The 21,034-nt window shown below is 64.7% G+C and carries 18 protein-coding genes; 3 read left to right on the forward strand and 15 right to left on the reverse strand.

Annotation, left to right across the window (positions count from 1 at the left end):
* The first annotated feature begins 67 nt into the window (after nucleotides 1-67).
* Nucleotides 68-1,306 (forward strand): NADH:flavin oxidoreductase/NADH oxidase family protein, encoded by a 1,239-nt coding sequence (locus tag J2X11_RS00070; protein ID WP_309964992.1) that lies wholly within the window; start codon nucleotides 68-70, stop codon nucleotides 1,304-1,306.
* Here J2X11_RS00070 and J2X11_RS00075 read toward each other — a convergent pair.
* The 11 genes from J2X11_RS00075 to J2X11_RS00125 all read right to left on the reverse strand — a co-directional run bounded on the left by J2X11_RS00075 (nucleotide 1,303) and on the right by J2X11_RS00125 (nucleotide 15,329).
* On the reverse strand, nucleotides 1,303-2,385 hold the full coding sequence (locus J2X11_RS00075; protein WP_309964995.1) for a fatty acid desaturase family protein: 1,083 nt from the start codon (nucleotides 2,383-2,385) through the stop codon (nucleotides 1,303-1,305). The two genes, J2X11_RS00070 and J2X11_RS00075, sit on opposite strands and share 4 nt — an antisense overlap.
* 132 nt (nucleotides 2,386-2,517) lie before the next feature.
* Complete coding sequence (locus J2X11_RS00080) at nucleotides 2,518-5,898, reverse strand: pyruvate carboxylase (RefSeq protein WP_309964997.1); 3,381 nt, start codon at nucleotides 5,896-5,898, stop codon at nucleotides 2,518-2,520.
* A gap of 78 nt (nucleotides 5,899-5,976) precedes the next feature.
* A complete protein-coding gene (locus J2X11_RS00085; protein ID WP_309965001.1) occupies nucleotides 5,977-6,189 on the reverse strand; it encodes a hypothetical protein in 213 nt (70 codons plus the stop codon).
* A complete protein-coding gene (locus tag J2X11_RS00090) occupies nucleotides 6,186-7,628 on the reverse strand; it encodes a glycosyltransferase family 2 protein (protein WP_309965004.1) in 1,443 nt (480 codons plus the stop codon). The genes J2X11_RS00085 and J2X11_RS00090 overlap by 4 nt, the downstream gene beginning before the upstream one ends.
* 37 nt (nucleotides 7,629-7,665) lie before the next feature.
* Nucleotides 7,666-8,739 carry a phosphotransferase family protein gene (locus J2X11_RS00095; RefSeq protein ID WP_309965007.1) on the reverse strand — a complete coding sequence of 358 codons (1,074 nt, stop codon included), beginning with the start codon at nucleotides 8,737-8,739 and terminating at the stop codon, nucleotides 7,666-7,668.
* Nucleotides 8,736-9,836: a TIGR03857 family LLM class F420-dependent oxidoreductase gene (locus tag J2X11_RS00100; RefSeq protein ID WP_309965010.1), complete on the reverse strand. Its 1,101-nt coding sequence runs from the start codon at nucleotides 9,834-9,836 to the stop codon at nucleotides 8,736-8,738. The genes J2X11_RS00095 and J2X11_RS00100 overlap by 4 nt, the downstream gene beginning before the upstream one ends.
* On the reverse strand, nucleotides 9,833-10,837 hold the full coding sequence (locus J2X11_RS00105) for an NAD-dependent epimerase/dehydratase family protein (protein WP_309965013.1): 1,005 nt from the start codon (nucleotides 10,835-10,837) through the stop codon (nucleotides 9,833-9,835). The genes J2X11_RS00100 and J2X11_RS00105 overlap by 4 nt, the downstream gene beginning before the upstream one ends.
* Nucleotides 10,837-12,417, reverse strand: coding sequence for a fatty-acid--CoA ligase FadD1 (gene fadD1, locus J2X11_RS00110; RefSeq protein WP_309965015.1), 1,581 nt, complete (start codon nucleotides 12,415-12,417; stop codon nucleotides 10,837-10,839). The genes J2X11_RS00105 and fadD1 overlap by 1 nt, the downstream gene beginning before the upstream one ends.
* Nucleotides 12,410-13,342: an alpha/beta hydrolase gene (locus J2X11_RS00115; RefSeq protein WP_309965018.1), complete on the reverse strand. Its 933-nt coding sequence runs from the start codon at nucleotides 13,340-13,342 to the stop codon at nucleotides 12,410-12,412. The genes fadD1 and J2X11_RS00115 overlap by 8 nt, the downstream gene beginning before the upstream one ends.
* A complete protein-coding gene (locus J2X11_RS00120; protein ID WP_309965021.1) occupies nucleotides 13,339-14,004 on the reverse strand; it encodes a TetR/AcrR family transcriptional regulator in 666 nt (221 codons plus the stop codon). The genes J2X11_RS00115 and J2X11_RS00120 overlap by 4 nt, the downstream gene beginning before the upstream one ends.
* Complete coding sequence (locus tag J2X11_RS00125) at nucleotides 14,001-15,329, reverse strand: flavin-containing monooxygenase (RefSeq protein ID WP_309965024.1); 1,329 nt, start codon at nucleotides 15,327-15,329, stop codon at nucleotides 14,001-14,003. Before J2X11_RS00125 ends, J2X11_RS00120 begins: the two co-directional genes overlap by 4 nt.
* Before the next feature lie 103 nt (nucleotides 15,330-15,432).
* Between J2X11_RS00125 and J2X11_RS00130 the strand changes: the two genes are divergently transcribed.
* Together J2X11_RS00130 and J2X11_RS00135 are read left to right on the forward strand one after the other, a co-directional pair.
* Complete coding sequence (locus J2X11_RS00130; RefSeq protein ID WP_309965026.1) at nucleotides 15,433-16,209, forward strand: SDR family NAD(P)-dependent oxidoreductase; 777 nt, start codon at nucleotides 15,433-15,435, stop codon at nucleotides 16,207-16,209.
* Complete coding sequence (locus J2X11_RS00135; RefSeq protein WP_309965029.1) at nucleotides 16,206-17,027, forward strand: SDR family oxidoreductase; 822 nt, start codon at nucleotides 16,206-16,208, stop codon at nucleotides 17,025-17,027. The genes J2X11_RS00130 and J2X11_RS00135 overlap by 4 nt, the downstream gene beginning before the upstream one ends.
* Here J2X11_RS00135 and J2X11_RS00140 read toward each other — a convergent pair whose 3' ends face one another.
* Genes J2X11_RS00140 through dnaK form a run of 4 tightly spaced genes read right to left on the reverse strand, consistent with a single transcriptional unit; the run spans nucleotide 17,028 to nucleotide 20,956 of the window.
* Nucleotides 17,028-17,408 carry a heat shock protein transcriptional repressor HspR gene (locus J2X11_RS00140; protein WP_309965031.1) on the reverse strand — a complete coding sequence of 127 codons (381 nt, stop codon included), beginning with the start codon at nucleotides 17,406-17,408 and terminating at the stop codon, nucleotides 17,028-17,030. It abuts the gene before it with no gap.
* The gene (gene dnaJ / locus J2X11_RS00145) at nucleotides 17,408-18,532 is read right to left on the reverse strand and encodes a molecular chaperone DnaJ (RefSeq protein WP_309965034.1); all 1,125 of its coding nucleotides are present in this window, start codon (nucleotides 18,530-18,532) and stop codon (nucleotides 17,408-17,410) included. The genes J2X11_RS00140 and dnaJ overlap by 1 nt, the downstream gene beginning before the upstream one ends.
* Before the next feature lie 19 nt (nucleotides 18,533-18,551).
* Complete coding sequence (grpE, locus tag J2X11_RS00150; RefSeq protein ID WP_309965037.1) at nucleotides 18,552-19,118, reverse strand: nucleotide exchange factor GrpE; 567 nt, start codon at nucleotides 19,116-19,118, stop codon at nucleotides 18,552-18,554.
* A complete protein-coding gene (gene dnaK, locus J2X11_RS00155) occupies nucleotides 19,115-20,956 on the reverse strand; it encodes a molecular chaperone DnaK (protein ID WP_309965040.1) in 1,842 nt (613 codons plus the stop codon). The genes grpE and dnaK overlap by 4 nt, the downstream gene beginning before the upstream one ends.
* Nucleotides 20,957-21,034 lie beyond the last annotated feature (78 nt).

A 21,034-nucleotide genomic window follows, 5' to 3' on the forward strand; every position in this document is an offset into this window, starting at 1 on the left:
GGCTGGTTCGGTTTGAGATACCATCGGTATCTCGCCATCTGACGAACATTGCCGCGAACGGACTCCCATGACCACCCTGCACGACTCGTTGACACTCCCCTGCGGCCAAGTACTCCCCAACCGACTGATGAAGTCGGCGATGAGCGAGGTGCTCGGCGACAAGAACCACGCGCCGACGCCCAAGCTCGACCAGCTCTACAGCACCTGGGGCAGAGGCGGCTACGGCCTCCTGGTCACCGGGAACGTCATGGTCGACCGCACCCAGATCGGCGAGCCGGGCAATGTCGTGATCGAGGACGAGCGCGATCTCGACGCTCTGTCACGCTGGGCCAAGTCCACCCAGGACACCGGCACCCCGATCTGGATGCAGATCAACCATCCCGGCCGACAGGCCAACCTCGCCGCGGTGCGCCAGCGCCCCGTTGCCCCCAGCCCGATCGCCGTCAAGATCCCCGGAGCCTCAAAACCACGTGAACTGACGAACGCAGAGATCGAGAACATCATCGATCGGTTCGCGACTACCGCTGCTGTTGCAGAGACCGCAGGGTTCAACGGCGTACAGGTGCACGCCGCTCACGGCTATCTCGTCGCACAGTTCCTCTCGCCACTCTCCAACGTTCGCGACGACGAGTGGGGAGGCGACCCCGAGCGTCGTATGCGCTTCGTGCTCGAGGTCGTCCGGCGCATCAGGTCTCGCGTGTCGCCCGGCTTCGCGGTGGGCATCAAGCTCAACTCCGCAGACTTCCAGCGCGGCGGGTTCACCGAAGAGGAGTCCCGCGACGTCGTCGCCGCCCTCTCCACCGAAGGTCTCGACCTCATTGAGGTCAGCGGAGGCAGTTACGAAGCCCCAGCCATGATGGGTAGCGCCGCCAAGAGCACCCGCGACCGCGAGGCGTACTTCCTGGAGTACGCGCGCGCCATCCGCGACGTCGCCGGCAGCATCCCGCTCGCCGTCACCGGCGGCAACCGCACGCGTGTGGCAATGGAATCCGCGCTGGCCTCAGGCGATTGCGACCTGATCGGCCTCGGCCGTCCGACGGCAACTACGCCGCATGCTGGCAACACCCTCCTCGAGTCCGACGAGTCACGGATCGAGTCGCACTCTGTCGGCTACAAGGGCGGCTTGCTGGGCAAGGTGGTGGACGTGAAGGCCATCAACAGCGCCGTGGACCTCGCCTGGCACGAGGACCAGCTGCATCGCATCGGCAAGGGCAAGGAACCGGACGTCACGCGCGGCAAGGGCCGTACGACAGCCGCCCTGATCGCTCGCAGCCGTCGCGGCGCGTTCACCAAGAAGCGTTCTTAGACACCGCCGCGCAGCTGCGCGGAGAGTGGACAGTCGAACGGGTCACGCGCACGAAGGCCGACGTTGTTGAGGTAGTCGACGACGATCGCGTACGAGTGGAAGAGCCCGACCTCCATGTAGTTGATGCCTTCGCGCTCGCAATGTGCGCGTACGAGTGGCTGCGCCTTCTTGAGGTTGCAGCGCGGCATGCTCGGGAACAGATGGTGCTCAATTTGGTAATTGAGCCCGCCCATTGCCCAGTCGACGACCGGGTTGCCCTTGACGTTGCGCGACACCATGACCTGGCGGCGCAGGAAGTCGAGCTTCATCTCGGGCGGGATCAGCGGCATGCCCTTGTGCGCAGGCGCGAACGAAGCGCCGAGGCAGAACCCGAACACCGCCATCTGGATCGCGAAGAATGAGAGCGCCTTGCCGAGCGGCAGGAACGTCAGCAGGATCGCAACGTAGACCGTGAGTCGAGTGACGACGAGGAACAGCTCCGTACGACGCCATGGCTGGTTGGAGCTCTTGTCGCGGGCGGCGCGAATGCTCTCAGCGTGCAGGTTGAGGCCTTCGAGCGTCAGCAACGGGAAGAACAGCCAACCCTGACGCTTCACGAACCAGCCGGCGAACCCGCTCGTACGTTGCGCGACGATGTCGGGCGTGAACGCGATCGCGCCGGGACCGATGTCGGGGTCGTAACCCTCGAGGTTCGGACCCTTGTGGTGCATGGCGTGCTTGTTGCGCCACCAGGCAAAGCTCAGCCCAGCGAACGCGCCGGCCAGGATTCGCGCGGTCCACGAGTTCCATTTGCCTGACGTGAACATCTGGCGGTGCGCGGCATCGTGACCGAGGAATCCGAACTGGGTGACGATCACGCCGAGCGCTGCAGCGAGGATCAGCTGGAACCACGAGTTGCCGAGCAGGAAGAAGCCCACCCAGATGGCGAAGAACGCAGCGACGTGCGCGCCGATCTGCAACCAGTAGTAGCCGTGCTTGCGCTCGAGGAGCCCGGCGTCCTTGACGTCCTGCATCAGCTCGGTGAAATGGCTGACGTACTGCTCGTTCGGAGCGGGTTGTTCTTGGATTTGTTGCGTCATGTGCGGCCCCTTCCCTACGGACCGTGCATCGCATCGTCGCGGCCTACCGCCGCGGACTGACTACGCGCTTTCAGCATGGCACAGCGACGGCAATGTGCGACTCCGGGAACCCACCCAGTTTGTCCCCGACGCTCATCCAAGGACGAGAAGCAGATCTCCGCCTTCGGCCTGACGGGTGTCGGTGATGACGAGTCGCGCAACGGTTCCGGCCTTGGGAGCGGTGATTGCGGCTTCCATCTTCATCGCCTCGATCGTGGCGACGGTCTGCCCGGCTTCGATCTTGTCGCCCTCGGCCACTGACGGGCTGACAACGCCGGCGAACGGTACGGCGATGTGCTGGACGTTCGAGGTGTCTGCCTTCTCCGACGAGGCGACCTTGGAGTCGACCGACCGGTCACGCACCTCGATCGGACGCAGCTGGCCATTGATAGTGCCGAGCACATTGCGAATGCCGCGCTCGTCCGCCTCGCCGATGGCTTCGACGCCGAACAGCAACAAGTTGCCCTCGGAGATCTCGACCTCGGTCTCCTTGTCGGTGCGCAGCCCATAGAAGAAGGCTCTGGTCGGCACGACCGACAGGTCGCCGTACTGCTGACGAGCCGTGTCGAAGTCATTCGTCGGACCGGGGAACAGCAGACGGTTGAGCGTATGGCGACGGTCGACTTTGAGTCCGTCGCGATCGGCGTCGTCGAGCTCGGTGACGCGCACCTTGGTCTTGCGGCCCTCGAGCGCCTTGGTGCGGAACGGCTCGGGCCAGCCACCGGGCGGATCGCCCAACTCACCGGACAGGAAGCCGATGACGGACTCGGGGATGTCGAAGGACGCGGGATCGTCGGCAAACGCCTTGGGATCGGCGCCCACTGCGACGAGGTGAAGCGCGAGGTCGCCGACCACCTTCGACGACGGCGTCACCTTGACGATGTTGCCCAGAATGTCGTTCGCGGCGGCGTACATGTCCTCGATCTGCTCGAACTTCTCGCCGAGTCCCAGGGCGATGGCCTGCTGACGGAGGTTGGAGAGCTGACCGCCCGGGATCTCGTGGCGGTAGACGCGACCCGTCGGTGCCGGCAACCCGGACTCGAATGGCGCGTAGACGCGGCGTACGGCTTCCCAGTAGGGCTCGAGTGCATTGATTGCGTCGATGTCGAGGCCGGTCTCACGCGGCGAGTAGTCAGTGGCGGCGACCAGCGCTGACATAGACGGCTGGCTCGTGGTCCCGGCCAGCGCGGCCGAGGCGACGTCGACCGCGTCGACACCTGACTCGATCGCGGCGAGCAGTGTCGCGAGCTGACCACCAGCTGTGTCGTGCGTATGCAGGTGGACTGGCAGGTCGAAGCGCTCCCGCAACGCGGTCACGAGCGTACGAGCTGCGGGAGCCCGCAGCAGTCCTGCCATGTCCTTGATCGCGAGCACGTGGGCGCCGGCTTCGACAATGCTGTCGGAGAGGCGCAGGTAGTAGTCGAGTGTGTAGAGCTTCTCGGCCGGGTTGGACAGATCGCCGGTGTAGCAGAGCGCGACCTCCGCGATGGTCGTCCCGGTCTCGCGTACGGCTTCGATCGCCGGCCGCATCTGGTCGACGTCGTTGAGTGCATCGAAGATGCGGAAGATGTCGATGCCGGTCTCCGCCGCCTCTTCGACGAACGCGTAGGTGACCTCCGTCGGGTAGGGCGTGTAACCGACGGTGTTGCGTCCACGCAGCAGCATCTGCAGGCAGATATTGGGTGCCGCTTCCCTCATCGCCGCGAGGCGTTCCCAAGGATCTTCCTTGAGGAACCGCAGCGCCACGTCGTACGTCGCCCCACCCCACGCTTCGATCGACAACAGCTGCGGAATCATCCGCGCCACGTGAGGAGCAACGGCCACGAGGTCGTGCGTGCGTACGCGGGTCGCGAGCAGCGACTGGTGCGCGTCACGGAAAGTTGTGTCGGTGACACCGACGGTTTCGCGCTCACGAAGTGCAGCCGCGAACCCCTCGGGACCGAGCTCGGTCAACAGCTGCCGCGACCCGTCCGGAGGCGACGCCGCGAGATCGATCTTCGGGAGCTTGGAGCCCGGGAAGACCTTGGTCGGCGATTTGCCGTGCGGCTTGTTGACCGTCACATCGGCGAGCCAGGACAGGATCTTGTCGGCCGGATCGGTCGTAACCTGCGCATCGAGCAGCTCGGGATGCTCGTCGATGAAGGTCGTCGTCACGCCGCCGTTGCGGAAGTCCTCATTGGCCAGCACACCCTTGAGGAACGTGATGTTGGTCGAGACGCCGCCCACGTGGAACTCGCCCAGCGCCCGCTCCGCCCGGCCAACGGCTGTTGCGAAGTCTCGGCCGCGACAGGTCAGCTTGGAGAGCATCGAGTCAAAGTGCGCGCTGATCGTGGCACCTGTGTAGACCGTGCCGCCGTCCAGTCGTACGCCCGGTCCGCCCGGCGACCGGTAAGACGTGATCTGGCCGGTATCAGGCCGGAATCCGTTCGACGGATCCTCAGTCGTGATGCGGCACTGTAGGGCGAAACCGCGGGCCTTGATGTTCTCCTGCACGTCGAGCTCGAGATCCGCGAGCGTCTCACCAGCAGCGATGCGCATTTGAGCCTGCACGAGATCGACGTTGGTGACTTCCTCGGTCACGGTGTGCTCGACCTGGATGCGCGGATTCATCTCGATGAAGACGTACCGGCCGTCCTTGCCGAGTAGGAACTCAACGGTGCCAGCGCACGAGTAGTTGATCGACTCGGCGAACCGTACGGCGTCGGCGCACATCGCTTTGCGAATGTCGCGGTCGAGATCGGGAGCGGGCGCGATCTCGACGACCTTCTGATGGCGACGCTGCACTGAGCAGTCGCGTTCGCGGAGGTGGACGACATTGCCCTGCTGGTCGGCGAGGATCTGGACCTCGATGTGCCGGGCGTCGACGACGGCTTCTTCGATGAAGCAGGTCGGATCGCCGAACGCGCCATCCGCCTCACGCATCGCGGCTTCGATCGACTCGCGCAGGATTGCGGGATCGTCGACGCGGCGCATACCGCGACCACCGCCGCCGGCGACGGCCTTGACGAACAACGGGTAGTTGAGGGTGTCCGAAGCCGACATGAGTTCGTCGACGTCCGCGGACGGATCGACCGAGTTGAGCGTCGGCACCCCGGCGGCCTTGGCGGCAGCGATCGCACGAGCCTTGTTGCCGGTGAGCTCCAGCACTTCCTTGGCAGGACCGACGAACGCGATGCCAGCGTTCTCACACGCTTCGGCGAGGTCCGGGTTCTCCGACAGGAAGCCATAGCCGGGATAGATCGCGTCGGCACCGGCTTTGACGGCCGTCTCGACGATCGCCTGCGGATCCAAGTAGGCGCGGACGGGGTGCCCCGCCTCGCCAATCTCGTACGCCTCATCGGCACGTACGCGGTGCTCCGAGCCACGGTCCTCGACCGGGAAGACGGCGACAGTTCGCGCACCGAGCTCATGTGCGGCGCGGAATGCACGGATCGCGATCTCGCCGCGATTGGCCACCAGGATCTTCTGGAACACGGGACCATCCAAGCTCGGAGTGAACGGAGCTCCAACCTATCGCCCCAATGTCACGGCCACATTGCGCCGAGCATGACGTCAGATCTTCGGAGGGTCCGGGTGGATGCTGCGGGTCTGGGAACGACGGTTGGCACGCTTGATCCAGTCGCTGACGTAGATCTTGGGCAGCATCTTCGAGACCGAAAGGGCCATGTACATGACCGTGTTGATGGCGACGAAGGCCGCCAACACAGCGAACGCGTCGGTGTGCAGTGTCGATTCAGAGAACAGCAGACCAGTCGGCAAGCTCATGCTTCTTCACCGACCCTCTTCAGGTGTCGCCCGGGAATAGCTTTTGCCTCGGCTTGCCAGGCCGCCTGGCGCCTGAACGCGATGTCGAAGATTCCCTTGACGTAGACCACGTTGAGGAACACAGCGAAAATCAGCTCGGGGAAGAGCGTCAGGCCGAGTATTCGGGCAGACCAACCTCCGCGCCACACCGTAACCACTCGTTCGAGAATGAACACAAGCCCGATTCCCAGCCAGAACGGGAACCACACCCAGCTGTCCAGAGACACGACCATCAGGAAGATCAGGACGAAGTAGGTGCTCAGCGCAATCACTCCGTAGCCGATGCCGAGCTGCTGCAACCAGTAGCGCAGCGTCTGCCGGGTCACTCCGTAGGCACCGAGGTTCTCGAGGGCACCGCGCTGCCAGCGCAGGCGTTGGACCCACAGCGCCTTCCAGGTCGGCATCACCTCAGTGACCACCGTGCACTGCTCGGGGGAAATCATCAGCGCGCCGAGGGACTTCAACGCAATGGTCAGCTCGTTGTCCTCAGTCAGCGCTGCGGTGTCGTAGACCTGTCCATGGGTTCCAGGGATACGCTCACCGCGGCTCGCAGCGACCGTCGCGAGTGCCCGCGGCCGGAAGACCGACGCGGTTCCAGTCAGGACGAAGACCCGTCCCCGCCTGCGCCGCAGCTCGCGCGCGTAACGGATGTATTCGTTGCGTTGGAACTGGCCCAACATTCCGCTGCCCTCTTCGCCGTAGAAGAGGCCTCCGACGGCCATCAGTCCGCGGTCCGCCGTCATGCGACGAACCACGTCCTCGAGGAAGCCGTCGTCAAGAGTCGTGTCCGCATCCATGATCATCACGACGTCGTTGTCGCCCTGCCCTGGCAACAGCGTCTTGAGCACTTGGTTGAGCGCGCCGGCCTTCTTGTCGGTGTTGCCGACCGACTCGACCACATCGACGCCGGTTGCACGCGCGATCTCAATGGTGGAGTCGGTGCAGTTGTCGGCGACCACGATGATCCGCTCGGGTCGATGTGACTGCGCCAGCAATGAGTCGAGTGTCGCTTGGATCAACAATTCTTCGTTGTGTGCCGGAACGAGCACGGTGACCGTGACTGGTCCTGCATAGACACCGAAGGTCTCGGCCATCACGATCTTTGGAGCCAGCGGCATGGCTCCTTGGTTCTCGGATCGGCGAGCGCGATTGGCAATGCGGCGCTCGATCACTGCCACACCTGCCGCGAAGAGGAGCGCCAGTCCACATGCGGCCAGGACCACCCGCGTCGACGGGGCCTCCGTGTCATACGCGACACGCCAGAGACCGAAGAGCACGCCGTCCCTCGGCTTGTCGCCCGACTCCGGTTCGGAGGCGGCGACCGCGAACCACAGCAGTGTGGCACCGCCGAGCGCGAGCCCAAGGATCACCAGTCCAACGGATCGTTGGAACCTGCCCATCAAGTATCCCCTTTGGCTTGAATCGCGTGCCGCCAATCTATCGGTGAGAGGGGTCGTCGGCTTCCTGAATGAGGTCGAACGTGCCAAGATCTCGCATCGCCGTGCAGGCTCGCTCGACCATCGCCGCGAACATGGCGTCACCACGCTCCGTGCGGGCGCCGTACGCGCACCCGAACACGCTGACCAGTGGTCCCTGGAGCATGGCGAAGCGGTAGTCGTCCCAACACGTCTCGAACGGATAGTCGCTGACGCCGTATGCCAACAACGCCTGGTGATAGGCCGCAACGATCGACCGTTCGTGGGCTCGCCGATCGTCAATCGTAAGTCCGGTGCCAACCAGGTAGGCGAGGTCGCGAACCGGTAGGCCCAGACTCAGCGTCTGCCAATCGATGGCCGTGACGGGAGGCCCATCACTCCCCGCCGCCGCGAACAGCAGATTGTCTAGCCGATAGTCACCGTGGACGATCCCGAACCGTTCGGCCTGCCGTCCAAGCGACCACGCCTCTGACACCTCGACGCAGCCGAGCAACGTCTCGCGGGTCTCGGCGGAGATCGCGTCGCCAAGTTGGTCGAGGAACGTATCGGTCGCCGGACCATGAACCGATGCCAGCAGGCTCGCGTCGTCGGGTCCCGACAGGGTGATCCAGCCCAGGTCGTTCAGGGTCGGGTCGTTCCACCGAGGACCGTGCAAACCAGCAAGGTTCACCGCTGCGTCGCGCGCCTGTTCGGGCGTACATCCTGCGATCTGATCGCCCTGCTCAGCCGGCGCCATGTCCTCGAGGAGCATCGAGAATCGCCCGTCGTCGTCGACCGATGTCGCCATCAGGCATTGCGGAGTGCGGATGTCCACGGTGCTCAGCAGTTCGGTGTAGAAACGGATCTCGCCCCTGTACGCGCCGGCAACCATCTGGCGCGTGCCAGAGTCTCCAGACGGCAGCTTCAGCAGGACGCTTGATGGCAGAGCCGGGTCACCCTGAAGCGTGATCCGATGGCACGAGCCCATCTGGCCCGTGCCGACCGCAACCACCTCGTATGCGGTGACCTCGAGGCCGAGTGCCCCACTCAGCCACGACGTGCTCAGCTCGTCGGGCGACTCAATGATCGTGGTCATGTCAGGCCCGGGTTGGTGGGCAGGCCGGCAAAGCGATCCGCAGGGCGAATCGCAGGGCGAATCGCAGCCCAGGCCTCTACGACCGGAGCAAGTTCCGAAGGTGTTGCGCCATGCAGGATCACACTGTCGGCACCCGCATCGAACTGGTCGAGCACCCGGTTGGCGCACGTCTCCGCATTTCCCGTTCCAGAGGCAGCGAGCCAGTGTGCCGGCAGGACCTCATCGCGCAAGTATGTGAGCTCCTCGACGGTTCCGATCGCATCGAACGCACCCGGATACCCCTGCACCAGCGGATCGTTGCGGAAGCGTTCCAGATCGGCTTGATCCCACCGGTTCGCGTCGACCAGGACGCCGCCGTAGCCCTGCATGTATGTGGCGAGCCGACCCACGAGCTTACGGAGCCGCGCCTCTTCCGGGATCGAGTCCTCCACCGTCGCGAGCACAGACCAGACCCGTACGGAGGCGGGATCACGACCGGCGCGCTCTGCGCTGCCTCGAATGGTCGCCACCGAGCGAGCAAGAGTCTCGTCGCTCAGGAACGTATGCAGAACCACGGCATCAGCAACGCGGCCAGCCAGCTCGAGCGTCTTGTCCCCAATCGCAACCAGCATCACCGGGATGTCTTCGTCGAAGGACGAGTCCTGGTTCAGGTACGGGAACTGGCCCGCAGGTCCGTCATGACCGGCTACTGCTTCACCGTGCCAGAGACGCCGGTAGATCCCGATCGAGTCCTCGATCTGAGCACTCGTGACCTGCGGGACGCCCATCAGGTCGAACAGCATCCCGAACCCACGGCCGAGCCCGAAGGCATACCGGCCACCAGACATCCGGTGCGCGGTGGCAGCCATCGTCGCGGTGATGAGCGGGTGGCGGGTGTTGTGGTTGGTCGCCGCTGTGCCGATCCCGAGTGTGGTGGTGGCCGCGATGGCTGCACCCGCCAGCACGCCGGCGTCCTTGGTCGCGAACCGCTCTGACAAGAACATCGAGCCGATCCCCAGCTCCTCCGCCAACCGGGCCTCGTCGATCAGATCGCGAGGCGTCGCGGAGTGTCCCGCAAGCCCGTAGCAACCCAGCTCAGGGAACCGTTGGCCGTTCATCGCGACCCGTCCAGGAGTCCTTCTGCCTCGAAGAATGCCACCAGGTCACGGATCGTTTCTTCGGTCGGACGCGGCTCGTACCCCAGCTGCGCAACGGCTTTGGAGCGATCGACGATCGGACTCATCGCGAGATTCTCGAGAGCGGCTGGCGCGAACGACTCCGAGCCGAACCTCCGGGTGATCGGGTCAACCAAGGGTGCAATCGCGCGTAAGGCCCCGATCGGGATTTTGATGCGCGGTCCGCGCTGGCCAGTGAGCTCGGCGGCGAGCACCTGCGCATCGAACAGATTGTGGCGACGCCCGCCGAGCAGGTAGTTGTGGCCCGTGAGGCCCTTGTCGGCCGCGAGGAGGAATCCCTCCGCCACGTCGCGCACGTCAACCATGTCGAACTCGGTCGGCACGCTGGCCGGCAGCTTGCCGAGAGCTGAGTCGAGCAGGCCCTGGTTCATCCGTGACAGCCTGGCGGGGTTGTCGATCGGACCGTAGATCCCGGTCGGGTTGCAGCTAAGCGCGTCGAGACCCGCGTCCACGACCTTGAGCAGCTCGACCTCGCCGAGGAACTTCGAGCGGTGATAGACCGGCAGACTCGGATCCGTCGCCCTCTTCGAACCCTCGTCGACAGTGCCGTTGCGTTCGTAGTCGAACGACGCCAGCGAGCCACAGTTGACCATTCGGCGAGCTCCGACCCGCAGCGCAGCGCGCGCCACCGAGCCGACGCCGTAGATGTTCACCCGCTCTGCCAGTGGATCCTTCTGGCGGAGGCTGATCACCGCGACGAGATGGTGGACAATCTCGACACCGTCGAGCGCGACAGCCACTGCCTCCTCGTCGAGGATGTCGACCGACTCCCATCGAATCGTGCCGCTCGAGCTCTCGGTGACGTCCACAGGGAGCGCACCGGGAACACGGTCGATGGCCACAACGTCGTGGCCATCCCGAAGCAGTGCAGTGACCAGGTTGAGCCCGAGGAATCCGGCAGCACCGGTGACAGCGACCCGCATCAGGAGACGCTCGAATAGGACCGGCCGCGCTCTTCCCGCACCCAGAGCGGATCGGTCGTGTCAGTCCCTTGTACGCGCAGCTCGCGCTTCAGCACCTTGTTGGTCGCGGTCGTCGGGACCTCGGTGGCGAGACGTACGTAGCGGGGCCATGCCTTCGTCGAGAGGTCCGCCTGATCAGCAAGGAACTTCTCGAACGCGACCGCGTCCAGCGTGGCGTCATCGCGCAGCACCAGAGTGGCCATCAGCTGGTCGCCGACAAGCGGATCGGGCACGGCATAGACGCAGGCCTGGCTGATGGCTTCGTTACGGAGCAGCAATGCCTCGATCGTCGCGGCCGCAAGGTTCTCGCCGTCGACGCGAAGCCAGTCGTCGGTCCGCCCGGCCAGGTAGATGAACCCGGCCTCGTCCCGATAGCCGAGGTCGCCAGACCAGTACATGCCTCCGTCGAGTCGGGCCGAGGTCGCCGCATCATCGTTGTAATAGCCGCTGAAGAAACCTGCGCCTTGGGTGTTCACGAGCTCGCCGACACACTCGTCGAGGTTCGTGACCGCGCCGGTCGAGTCGAATGTCGCGGGCGGGCACTCAGTACGAGTCTCTCGGTCGTAAACGGCGACGCCTTCGAATGGCTGGCCAATCGAGCCGAGCGGAGTGTCATCGGTACGCGTGATGATCACGGCCGTCTCGGTCGATCCGAAACCGTCCCACACGGTGCAGCCGAAGCGTCGTCCGAACTCTGCGATATCGCGGTCAGAGGCCTCATTGCCGAAGGCCGTGCGCAGCGGGTTGTCTGCGTCGTCGGGCAGCTCGGGCGTGGCCAGGACGTATGCGAGCGGCTTGCCGACGTAGTTCATGTACGTCGCGCCGAAGTGACGGATGTCCTTCAGGAACTGGGTCGCGCTGAACTTGCGCGCCAGCGCGATCGTTGCGCCTCCGGCAAGCGCCGGAGCAAACGACGCCATGATCGCGTTGGAATGGAACAGCGGCATGGCGCAGTAACAAACGTCCTCGGGTGTCAGCGCGTACTTCTCGGCCAGCACACTCCCCGACATCACGACCATGAAGTTGCTGACCTGCACCGCCTTTGGGTCACCGCTGGTGCCCGACGTGAAGATCAGCATGAACGTGTCCATCACGCCGACTTCTGGGAAGCCGTCGATGTCGCGGGGCGCCTCGGCAACCAGCTCTCTCCACTCATCGCTGTCGGTGTCGATGATTCGCGCTCCACCGAGATCCAGCCCGTCCAACAGCGGGAGGTGCTCCGTGTCCGTCAGCAAGACCTGACAGTCGGCCCTTCGTACGTCGGCCGCCAACGACTCACCGCGTCGGGTCGCGTTGATGCCGGCCGTGACGTGGGCCCCGATCGCTCCAGCAAGAAGGGCGCGGATCATCTCGGGGGTGTTCTCCATCAGCACACCGACGTGGAGCGGGCGATCCGGATCTGCCCAGCTGCGCAGCACCCGGGCTCGCGCCGCTGCGTCGCCAACCGTCTCGGCCCACGTCCATGAATCAGACCCGAACGCGAGACCGACGCTCTCGCTCTCAGCGAGCGAGCGTACGAACTGCTGAACGGTCTCAGCCATGAGCGAGGTCCTTTTCGCGAACAGGAGCGAGGTGTCGAACGAGGAAGCTGACGGCGTGCTTGACCGCTGGACCGTGGAACGGCTTTCCGGGGAAGACGTCGAAGTGGTCGCCGGGATAGTGCCGGACCTCGGCCTGGGCAGCGAACGCCGCCTTCGCCGAGGAGTGCGGCGGAGCGCTCTGATCAAAGTCTGCGATCTGCACGAGCACGGGGCAGGTGAGGGTCGCAGCAGCCTTGGCTGGCGCACGACTGCCGAGCTCAAGCGTGACGTCGGCGGCGATCTGGTTCAGCCAGGTCGGTCCCGCGATGCTCAGATAGTCGTCGAGCGCGCCTGGCAGCGTGAATGCGCCGACCTCTCCGGGCCGTGCCACAACCGGGATCATGCGCGCACCACGCCCGCGGGCAGTGGAGACCTTGCTCGCGATGCCGAGTCGGGTTGCCCGAAGCAGCTCTCGCTTCTTATGGACCTTGGTCGCGTGGACCCCGGCGGCGATCCCGTCAACCATCGGGATCAACGCGACGACCGCAGCGATGTCGTGACGGCCAGCGGCAGCCGACAACACGTGGCCGCCCGCAAGAGACACGCCCCAGAGGACCAGCCGGGACGAATCCACGCCAGGAAGCTTGGCCGCCGCAGTCAGCGCGGCGCGATAGTCGTCCACCTGACCCGCGAGTGAGACAGTCTGCCGCGGCATCCCCTCACTCGCACCAAAACCCCGGTAGTCGAACAGGACGACGTCGAGGCCCGCCTCGGCGAACGCCTCGGCGAACGGCGACAGACCGGAGTCCTTGGTCCCGGCAAGACCGTGCGCCATTACGAGAGCCGGGCGACCGGCTTCGGTGGCGAGCTCATCGTGTGCCGCGGGGTAGTGCCACGCCGCGCACTGGACCCCCTGGGATTCAAAGGTGAGGTTCTCGGGGCTCATCGCTGCTTCTTCCTGGTCTCGGCTCCGTAGATACTTTGGAGCCAGATGAACGTCAGTGCTTCTATGTGTTCGTCACGGGGTGGACCAGAGCCGAGCGAGTGACGCTCCAACGCGTGGTCGTTGAGGTCGAGCAGTACGGAGGCGAGCGCTTCGGAGGATGGGCCTTCGGATGCGCGCCCGGCCGCACGCTCGGTCGAGATCATGCCGGCGATGACGCTGGCAAAGTCGGCACGCCCGGCGTCCCACATCTGCCGGACCGTCGGGCTGGCGGCACGCGCCTCCAGCAACGCCCGATAGGTGTGCGGGCTGCCGTCGACAGAGTCAAACAGCATCTTGAGAGCGGAGTGGATGCGCTCCTCCGGCTCACCCTCAGCCTTCACGAGCACTTCGTTGACCTCGGCGGCCGCGTCATACAGGTCCTGCATCAAGGCCATGACGGCAATCGCCTTGGACTCGAAGTAGAAGTAGAACGCTGAGCGGGTGACACCCGCGCGCTTCGAGATCTCGACGACGTTGATCTCCTCGAGAGACTGCTCGCGAAGGAGCTGGTCGAAGGCTCCGAGCAGTGCGTCCCGACGGTCGTCACCGCGGTTCGGTCCACGGCGGTCGACGAGGCGGTTCCAGGCATCTTCACCTGGCCGTTCCGGGGCGCCCTCGGTCATGCGCGTACCCCGGGCTTGGCGCGGCGGCGGCCAGCGGGGATCTCGCGGGCACGTATGTCGTGCTCGTAGATGAAGTAGTCGACCTGCTGCGTGTGTCGGGCTGTCTTGAGCACGTGACCGATGTACTTCTCCTCGTCAGTCTTGATGGTCTGCTCCATCTCGCTGATGCTCGGGAGCGCGTACTCGCCTGCGAGATGAGCTGCGACGAGACGGGCCTGCGACTCGACGAACGGGAACAGCGTTGGCGTCGACTGGGCGAACCCGACAAACGAGAGATCGTCGATCCCCGGCTTGTAGATGCGCTTGTAGAGCGGGAGGTGGTTCTCGGGTGCGCTGATGAAGTCAGGATCGAAGAACGGGAACGTGATGTTGTAGCCCGTCGCGTAGACGATGACATCGAAGTCGGCACTCGTACCGTCCTCGAAGTGGACGGTACTGCCGTCGAGGAACGCGACGTTGGGCTTCGGCACGACATCACCCGAGCCGAGACGAAGCGGCAGCTCGACTGACTGGGTCGGGTGTGCCTCGAAGAACTTGTGGTTCGGCTGCGGGAGTCCGTACAGCGAGCTGTCCGAGCCGTTCATGAACTGCATCTTCTGCATCACCTTGCGCTGCCAGGCGAGCGGCAGGTACGGCGTCGTGCGGTACATCGTGTCGGCCGGCTTGCCGTACACGTACTTCGGCACGATCCACGCGCCAGAACGCGTCGACAGCGTCACCTGGGTCTGCAGCGACTTCGATGACAGCTCGACGGCGATATCGGCTGCGCTGTTGCCCAAGCCGACGACAAGGATGCGACGGCCGAAGAAGTCGATCGGCGACTTCGGATCGATGTAATGGTGCGAGTGCATCGACTCACCGGTGAACTCGCCCGGGAACTCAGCGAAGCGGGGATCCCAGTGATGTCCGTTGCCGACCACCAGGTGCTCGAAATGACGGGTTTTGCCGGCCTGGTCGAGGATCTCCCAGCCGCCACCCTCCAGTCGCTTGGCGTGGGCAACACCGTTGGTGAACTCGATGTTGTCCTTGAGGTCGAAGGCCTCGGCGTACAACTCGAGGTAGTCCTTGATCTGCGTGTGGTGCGGGAAGTCCGGGTACTCCTTCGGCATCGGGAAGTCCCGGAACGAGAGGCGCTCCTTGGAGGTGTCGATGTGGAGTGAGCGGTACGCACTGCTGTGCCCGTTCGGGTTGCCGAAGGCCCAGTTGCCGCCGATGCGATCCGACGACTCGAAGCATGTGTAAGGGACGCCGTAGTCGCTCAGCATCTTGCCGACGGTGAGGCCGCTGATCCCAGCGCCGATGACCGCAGTTGTAGGGCCGACCATGGAGTCTCCTGAAGTTGGGGGCTTGCAATCGGTGGTGACGTAGGCCACATTAGGTCTACGTTTGACACGTGTCAATCCATGCAGACAAGCGTCAGGAGATCAGATGAGCGGGCCGGGCAAGACCACAGTCGTGATTGGCGGGGCATCAGGAATCGGCCTTGCTACCGCCCGCGAACTACTCGCGCATGGCCACTTCGTGGTGATCGCCGACATCGACGGCGAGGCAGCGACGGCGCGCGCCGCAGAGCTCGGCGGTACGAGCGAAGGCGCTTCCGTTGACGTCAGCGACGAGGCATCGGTCGCGGCACTCTTCGACGGCGTTCTCGAACGTCACGGATCATTCGACGGCGTCGTGAACTGTGCCGGTGTCAGCACGCTGAGCCTGGTCGTGGACCACGATGTCGCCGAGTTCCGCCGCGTGGTCGACATCTGTCTCACGGGCGCCTTCATCGTCCTGAAGCACGCCGGATCGCGCGTCGCCGACGGCGGTTCGCTCGTGACCCTGTCGTCTTTGAACGCCCGGCAGCCGGGCGTCGGCCTGGTGGCGTACTGCTCTGCGAAGTCGGGCCTTGAAATGCTCACGCAGGTCACCGCTCTCGAGCTGGCAGGCCGCAAGATCCGGGTCAACGCCGTCTCGCCCGGCTTGGTCGTCACTCCCCTGACTGCTCCGGCCATGGACATCCCCGGCATCAAGGATGACTACATCGCCAACACGCCTCTCGGTCGCAGCGGCGAACCCGAGGAGATCGCAGCCGCCATCCGGTTCCTGCTCTCCGACGACTCACGATGGATCACCGGTGAGAACCTCGACATCAACGGCGGAGCGCACATGCAGCGATACCCAGACATTCACGGCCACGTCATGAAGGCGTTCGGATGAGCCGCGATACGTACGCCGGCAAGATCGCGATCGTCACCGGTGGCGGATCCGGTATCGGCGCTGCCCTCGGGACAGCGCTCACCGCAGCTGGTGCCACCGTGGTGCTGGCAGACCTCGATCTGGCGGCTGCCGAGAAGGTGGCTGCCGAGCTCGGCTCAGCAAGCGCCGTCGAGCTCGACGTCACAGATGCGGCCGCGGTTCAGTCCGTCGTCGATGCCGTTGTTGCCGAGCATGGCCGCCTCGACCTGATGTTCAACAACGCCGGGATCAGCCTGCTCGGAGAGACCCAGGACCTCCCTTTGGACCAGTGGAATCTGATCATCGACATCAACATTCGAGGAGTCGTGCACGGCGTCGCCGCGGCATACCCGCAGATGATCAAGCAGGGCGGCGGTCACATCGTCAACACCGCTTCTATGGGTGGCCTCATGGCAGCGGGCTTGCTCACTTCGTACGTGATGACCAAGCATGCAGTCGTCGGTCTCTCACTCGCCCTTCGCTCTGAAGCTGCGGCTTACGGGATCGGCGTCACGGCCATTTGCCCTGCAGCCGTCAACACGCCGATTCTCGACAAGGGCCAGTTCGGCGTCGTTCGCGGGCGCGACTATTTCCTCAAGGGGCAGGGCATTCGCAAACCAGTCGATCCGTATGAACTCGCAAAGCAGGTGCTGAAGGCGATCAGCAAGAACGAAGCGATCGTGATCGCGCCGGTTCAGGCTCGCATTGCGCACCGGCTGCAGCGTCTCGCCCCGAAGTTCACGCAGAAGCAGTCGATCAAGTTCATCGCCAAGCAACGCAAGTGGGCTGACGAGTCCTAGTCAGCGGCGGCGCTTGGCCCAGACGGTGACCTGTTGGCCCGCGAACGGCACCGGCAGGTTCTGCACCTGCCCGGCGGCAGCCAATGCGAGCTGGAGTTCGGCGACGCGCTGGCGCAGCGCGTCGACCTGGTTCTCAAGCTCGATGACCCGGCGTACACCTTCGAGGCCGAGGCCCTCGGCGGTGAGCCGGGCGACCTGGCGCAATAGTTCAATGTCGCGCAACGAGTAGCGGCGGCCACCACCACCCGTACGTCCGGGGACGACGAGCTCGAGTCGGTCGTACGTACGCAACGTCTGCGGGTGAAGGCCAGACAGCTCAGCGGCAACGCTGATGACGAAGACCTTCGCCTCGGGTCCCGGCGGGACGAATGACGAGTCCATCACTTCGCCCCCTCGAACAATCCGTCACGCGGCGAGGTCGAGCCACGTGAGTCGCGGAGCGCCTCGACCGCAGCCTTGGCTTCATCGCTCAAGGTTGCCGGAACCTGCACTTCGACGGTGACGAGCAGGTCGCCCTTGCCGCCGGCGCGCTTGACGCCACCCTTGCCGGTCGCGCGGAACGTACGACCGTTGGGCGTGCCTGCTGGGATCTTGATGCGTACCGGCGGACCGTCGAGAGTCGGAACCTGAATCTCGGCGCCGAGCGCTGCCTCGTCGAACTCGACCGGAACCGAGATCGTCAGGTTGTCACCCTTGCGACCGAACAGCTTGTGCGCCTGCACGTGGACGAGGAGGAAGAGGTCACCAGCAGGTCCGCCGGCTTCACCCTTGCCACCCTTGCCCTTGATGCGAATGCGCTGACCGTCCTTGACGCCGGCTGGCACCTTCACCTGCAAGGTGCGGCTCGACGGCGCGCGGCCTGAGCCACGGCACGTGTCGCAGGAGTGCTCGACAACGAGACCGCGACCGCGGCACTGGTCGCACGGCTCGGTCATCGCGAAAAGTCCCCCAGCGGTACCGGTCTGCGAGCCGCTGCCTTGGCACTTCGAGCACACCTTGGGGGTAGTGCCCGGCTTGGCGCCGGTGCCATGACACGTCGGACACGGCTCGTCGCTGGTCAGGCGCAGCGGAAGCGTCGCACCGTCGACAGCTTGCTGGAAGGTGATCGATGCCTCGGTCTCGAGATCATCGCCCTTGCGAGCGGCCGACTGGCGACCCCGGCCGCGTCCGCGACCGCCACCACCGAAGAGTCCGCCGAACAGATCGCTGAAGTCGGGCTGGCCACCAGGCCCGGGCTGGCCGTAGCCACCTGCCGCACCCTTGAACTGCCCGAACATGCTGCGCTGGTCGTCGTACTCCTTGCGCTTGTCCTTGGACGAGAGCACGGCGTACGCCTCCGAGATGCCCTTGAAGCGATCTTCGGCGGCCTTGTTGCCTGGGTTGGAGTCGGGGTGGTTGTCACGCGCGAGCTTGCGATAGGCCTTCTTGATCTCGTCTTGCGACGCATCCTTCTTGACGCCGAGGACTTTGTAGAAGTCCTTGGTCGACCAATCACTGGCTGCCATGTTCCACCCCTCCTCTCAATTACTCGTCGGGTGCTTCGTCGGTCAGCGGTGCTGCCGATTCTGCTGCAGGTTCTTCGGTTGCCGGCTCGACCACGCCGACAGTTGCCGGGCGAAGCACCCGGTCACCGTGGCGGTAGCCAATACGCAGCACGCTGTCGATCGTCGTGGTGTCGACCTCAGCGGACTCGCCGGCATGGAAGACCGCTTCGTGCACCGAGGGATCGAACGCTTCGCCCTTGGCACCGAACGGCTCGAGGCCATGCTTGGCCGCGAGCTGGTGAATCGCGTCGGCGACGGCCTTGAAACCGCCCTCGAGCTCACCATGCTCGTCGGCACGACCGATGTCGTCGAGCACGGTCAGCAACGACTGCAGGACAGCCGTTTCGCCCTGCGCTCGTACGAGCTCACGGTCGCGGTCAACGCGTCGCTTGTAGTTGACGTACTCGGCCTGGAGGCGCTGCAGATCTGCCGTACGTTCGGCGAGCTGCTGCTCCACCGTCGGTGGCTCGGGCGGGGCGGGAGCCGGCTGAGTTTCCTCAACCGGCTCCACGCCCTCCTCGGGGACCGAGCCGTTGGGCTCGGTCACTTCTGAGCTTCGTCCTCGTCGACGATCTCGGCCTCGACGACGTCATCGTCATCGTTGCCGGCGTCGTCACCGGTCGGGGCGTTCTCCTGGGCCTCAGCCGCGGCCGCGGCGTACATCGCCTCGCCCATCTTGGAGCTGGACTCACCGAGCTTGGCAACGGCAGCCGCAACGGCGTCCGAATCCTCGCCCTTGAGCGCCTCGTTGAGAGCATCGAGGTCAGCCTGCACCTCAGCCTTGAGGTCGTCGCCGACCTTGTCACCGTTCTCCGCGAGGAACTTCTCGGTGGAGTGCGACAGCGACTCGGCCTGGTTGCGGGTCTCGACAGCCTCGCGGCGTGCCTTGTCCTCTTCGGCGTACTGCTCAGCGTCCTTGACCATCTTGTCGATGTCGTCCTTGCTGAGCGCGGAGCCGCCGGTGATCGTCATCGACTGCTCCTTGCCGGTGCCGCGGTCCTTGGCGCCCACGTTGACGATGCCGTTGGCGTCGATGTCGAACGTGACCTCGATCTGCGGCACACCACGCGGAGCCGGCGGCAGGCCGGTGAGCTCGAACGTAGCCAGCAGCTGGTTGCCAGCCGCCATCTCGCGCTCGCCCTGGTAGACCTGGATCGCCACGGACGGCTGGTTGTCATCGGCCGTCGTGAAGACCTCGGACCGCTTGGTCGGGATCGTCGTGTTGCGCTCGATGAGCTTGGTCATCACGCCGCCCTTGGTCTCGATACCGAGGCTCAGTGGAGTGACGTCGAGGAGCAGAACGTCCTTGACCTCGCCCTTGAGAACGCCGGCCTGGAGGCTGGCGCCGATGGCGACGACCTCGTCAGGGTTGACGCCCTTGTTGGGCTCCTTGCCACCGGTCAGCTCCTTGACGAGCGTCGCGACGGCCGGCATACGAGTCGATCCACCGACGAGGACAACGTGGTCGATCGCGCTGAGCGCGACGCCTGCATCCTTGATGACGCTGGTGAACGGCTTCCTGGTGCGCTCGAGCAGATCGTGCGTGATCTTCTCGAACTCCGAACGGGTCAGCGTCAGGTCGAGGAACACGGGGTTCTTCTCGGCGTCGACGGTGATGTACGGAAGGTTGATCGACGTCGACTGGCTCGACGACAGCTCGATCTTGGCGCGCTCAGCAGCCTCGCGGATGCGCGGCATCGCCATCTTGTCCTTGGTCAGGTCGAGACCGGTGTCGCTCTTGAACTTCGCAACGATCCAGTCGATGACTTTCTCGTCCCAGTCGTCGCCACCGAGGTGGTTGTCGCCGCTGGTGGCCTTGACCTCGATGACGCCGTCACCGATCTCGAGCAGCGACACGTCGAACGTGCCTCCACCGAGGTCGAACACGAGGATCGTCTGGTCATCGGCCTTGTCGAGTCCATAGGCGAGTGCTGCTGCGGTGGGCTCGTTGATGATGCGGCTGACGTTGAGTCCGGCAATCTCGCCGGCTTCCTTGGTCGCCTGGCGCTGGTGGTCGTTGAAGTAGGCCGGCACGGTGATGACCGCATCGGTGACCGGCTCGCCGAGGTAGGCCTCAGCGTCGCGCTTCAGCTTCTGCAGGATGAAAGCAGAGATCTGCTGCGGGTTGAACGACTTGCCGTCGATGTCGACGTTCCAGTCAGTTCCCATGTGGCGCTTAACCGAACGGACCGTACGGTCAACGTTGGTCACGCCCTGACGCTTGGCGACTTCACCAGCGAGAACTTCGCCATCCTTGGCGAATGCGACGACCGAGGGGGTCGTGCGCGCGCCCTCGGCGTTGGCGATGACGGTGGGCTCGCCACCTTCGAGTACGGCGACAACCGAGTTGGTCGTCCCCAGGTCAATTCCGACCGCTCTGGCCATGGTGTTTCCTCCTGTGGGGGTGGTGCATGTGATGTTGCAAGACTTGAGTCAACAGACTTGAGTCTGATGTTATCAACC

This window comes from Aeromicrobium panaciterrae, from assembly GCF_031457275.1.
Classification (GTDB): Bacteria; Actinomycetota; Actinomycetes; order Propionibacteriales; family Nocardioidaceae; genus Aeromicrobium; species Aeromicrobium panaciterrae_A.

Bases quoted from the DNA above. Each gene is read 5' to 3' on its own strand.
- J2X11_RS00140 (WP_309965031.1), bottom strand. From the start codon at position 17,408: ATGGACTCGTCATTCGTCCCGCCGGGACCCGAGGCGAAGGTCTTCGTC.
- J2X11_RS00075 (WP_309964995.1), bottom strand. From the start codon at position 2,385: ATGACGCAACAAATCCAAGAACAACCCGCTCCGAACGAGCAGTACGTC.
- J2X11_RS00090 (WP_309965004.1), bottom strand. From the start codon at position 7,628: ATGGGCAGGTTCCAACGATCCGTTGGACTGGTGATCCTTGGGCTCGCG.
- J2X11_RS00125 (WP_309965024.1), bottom strand. From the start codon at position 15,329: ATGGTCGGCCCTACAACTGCGGTCATCGGCGCTGGGATCAGCGGCCTC.
- J2X11_RS00105 (WP_309965013.1), bottom strand. From the start codon at position 10,837: ATGCGGGTCGCTGTCACCGGTGCTGCCGGATTCCTCGGGCTCAACCTG.
- J2X11_RS00120 (WP_309965021.1), bottom strand. From the start codon at position 14,004: ATGACCGAGGGCGCCCCGGAACGGCCAGGTGAAGATGCCTGGAACCGC.
- J2X11_RS00130 (WP_309965026.1), top strand. From the start codon at position 15,433: ATGAGCGGGCCGGGCAAGACCACAGTCGTGATTGGCGGGGCATCAGGA.
- fadD1 (WP_309965015.1), bottom strand. From the start codon at position 12,417: ATGGCTGAGACCGTTCAGCAGTTCGTACGCTCGCTCGCTGAGAGCGAG.
- J2X11_RS00095 (WP_309965007.1), bottom strand. From the start codon at position 8,739: ATGACCACGATCATTGAGTCGCCCGACGAGCTGAGCACGTCGTGGCTG.
- J2X11_RS00085 (WP_309965001.1), bottom strand. From the start codon at position 6,189: ATGAGCTTGCCGACTGGTCTGCTGTTCTCTGAATCGACACTGCACACC.
- J2X11_RS00115 (WP_309965018.1), bottom strand. From the start codon at position 13,342: ATGAGCCCCGAGAACCTCACCTTTGAATCCCAGGGGGTCCAGTGCGCG.
- dnaJ (WP_309965034.1), bottom strand. From the start codon at position 18,532: ATGGCAGCCAGTGATTGGTCGACCAAGGACTTCTACAAAGTCCTCGGC.
- J2X11_RS00070 (WP_309964992.1), top strand. From the start codon at position 68: ATGACCACCCTGCACGACTCGTTGACACTCCCCTGCGGCCAAGTACTC.
- J2X11_RS00100 (WP_309965010.1), bottom strand. From the start codon at position 9,836: ATGAACGGCCAACGGTTCCCTGAGCTGGGTTGCTACGGGCTTGCGGGA.
- J2X11_RS00135 (WP_309965029.1), top strand. From the start codon at position 16,206: ATGAGCCGCGATACGTACGCCGGCAAGATCGCGATCGTCACCGGTGGC.
- dnaK (WP_309965040.1), bottom strand. From the start codon at position 20,956: ATGGCCAGAGCGGTCGGAATTGACCTGGGGACGACCAACTCGGTTGTC.